This is a genomic window from Methanosarcina sp. (genome assembly GCF_035390745.1).
In the GTDB taxonomy this organism is placed as follows: domain Archaea; phylum Halobacteriota; class Methanosarcinia; order Methanosarcinales; family Methanosarcinaceae; genus Methanosarcina.
This window is the reverse complement of sequence record NZ_DAOOUJ010000105.1, coordinates 3,704-5,434: the sequence shown is the minus strand read 5'-3', so window position 1 is coordinate 5,434 and position 1,731 is coordinate 3,704. Positions and strand designations below refer to the sequence as shown.

Here is a 1,731-nt window from a genome sequence, read left to right as displayed (position 1 = left end):
GTTCTATTAGCTCAAAACCGAAGTTAAGCGCAAATTCTTCAATCTTTCTCTCAAAATCAGGTTCATAAAAAAGCCCTGTATTGACCCGTGCGATTTTTCGGTATCCGAGTTCTTTCAGGCTTTCAGGGGTGAACTCAAAACCATTTTCATTATCCATTCTGAAAGCACTTTTCCAGTTTACTGCCCACATGGGAGTCAAGAAAAAAGTATCCCTATGGCTTTTAAGAATTTCACGGTAGCGGGAGTTGCCTCCAAGGGCTGCTGCAATACAGTCTTCAAGAGGCCGGGATGATTCACCTGCGCTTCTGTCCTGCAGAAGCTGTAGAGAACATTCGATATAAGGAAAATCTTTCTGCATTCTTGAAAACGCACGCCCGCAGAGCCCGTAAAAAAGGAGGATTCCGTCTGCAAGTCTGGATATCAGGTTCAGGTTTGTATATGTTTTATTTTTAAGCCTGGAAGGGTCTACGTGGAGTCCTATTTCCTGGAGCTGGACAATGACGCTGAATTCGTTATTTTTCTCCAGGCAAGCCCTTATATCGCAAACAGGCAGTATCAGGGGCTTAAGTCCCTGAGCTTCAAGCTTATTCAGAAGGCCGATATTTTCTTTGTTTTTTACGAGGTAAATCCTTTTCAGTTCAGGGTCATTTGAAAGCACGTGGACAATTTCATCTTCGAATACCCTGCACCCGATTATGCCCATTACGGTCATAATATAGGCTTAACCCGGGAGTATTAATAAATATCCTTATCGGGAGAGCTAATAACTCTTAGCCGAAAACAAGGGTTTTTAATTTCTGATCTCTTTTTTCTGTCACAGCAAGCTCTGAAAAGGGCGGATTTTCAGAGCTGGGGTCGGAAGATGCTTTTTCAGATCCAGGCCTGATAGTAGCCTTCTTTTTCCAGGACTTTTACGGAGAGGGAAAAGAGCTCGGAGAGGTTTGCATCTGTAAGTACCTCTTCCTTTCTTCCGTCCCTGAAGACTTTTCCTTCTTTTATCAAAATGACACGACGTATCTCGGGGATAAGGTCCTGCAGGTTGTGGGTGACAAGGATAACATTCTTCCCGGAACCAGCTATTTTCCGGACGCTCTCCCGAAAACTGTGCATGGCTTTTAAGTCAAGGCTGTTTGCAGGTTCGTCAAGGATAAGGGCCTGAGGGTCGTGAACAAGAGCCCGCCCTATAAGCACTCTTCTTGCTTCTCCTGAGGAGAGTTCGCATATCAACCTGTCTGCAAGGTGGGAAATCTCAAGAAATTCGAGAATTTCTTCTGCTCTGGTTTCCATTTCAGGAGTGACTTTGTGGTTGTAATATATTCCTATGCTGCTGAAAAACCCGGAAAGTATTACATCAAAGACCCTGATCTGACGGCAGTATGTTTGCTGAAGATCCCCTGATACTATCCCAAGAAGTTTCCTGAGCTCAAAAACATTCCATGTCTCCTTTCCCATTATTTTCAGTACGAGCCCTTCGGCTCCTGCCAGAGGGTGGTATTCTTTTGTCAGGGTCTTTATCAGGGAAGACTTTCCCGAACCGTTGGGCCCTATGATTGCAACGTGTTCCCCCGGCTCGATTGAAAGAGATATGGAGTCAAGGATTTTTTTTCCGCTCCTGACAACTGTAACGCTTTTCATTTCCAGCAGGGAAGGAGAACTTTCCGACCCTGTACTCTGTGATTTTTCAGCCATTAGTATCATCTTTTAAGTTAGGAATCCGAATTTCAGCCAGTA

2 protein-coding genes are annotated in these 1,731 nt (G+C 44.4%); both read right to left on the bottom strand.

What is annotated here, in order from left to right:
* Nucleotides 1–712: DUF1638 domain-containing protein (locus PLL47_RS14360; RefSeq protein WP_324447178.1), on the bottom strand; the 712-nt coding region annotated here is incomplete at its 3' end.
* 158 nt (nt 713–870) lie between these two features.
* Complete coding sequence (locus PLL47_RS14355) at nt 871–1,689, bottom strand: ABC transporter ATP-binding protein (protein ID WP_324447176.1); 819 nt, start codon at nt 1,687–1,689, stop codon at nt 871–873.
* Nucleotides 1,690–1,731: the final 42 nt, after the last annotated feature.

Coding starts and splice junctions, on each gene's coding strand:
- PLL47_RS14355 (WP_324447176.1), bottom strand. CDS start 1,689: ATGGCTGAAAAATCACAGAGTACAGGGTCGGAAAGTTCTCCTTCCCTG.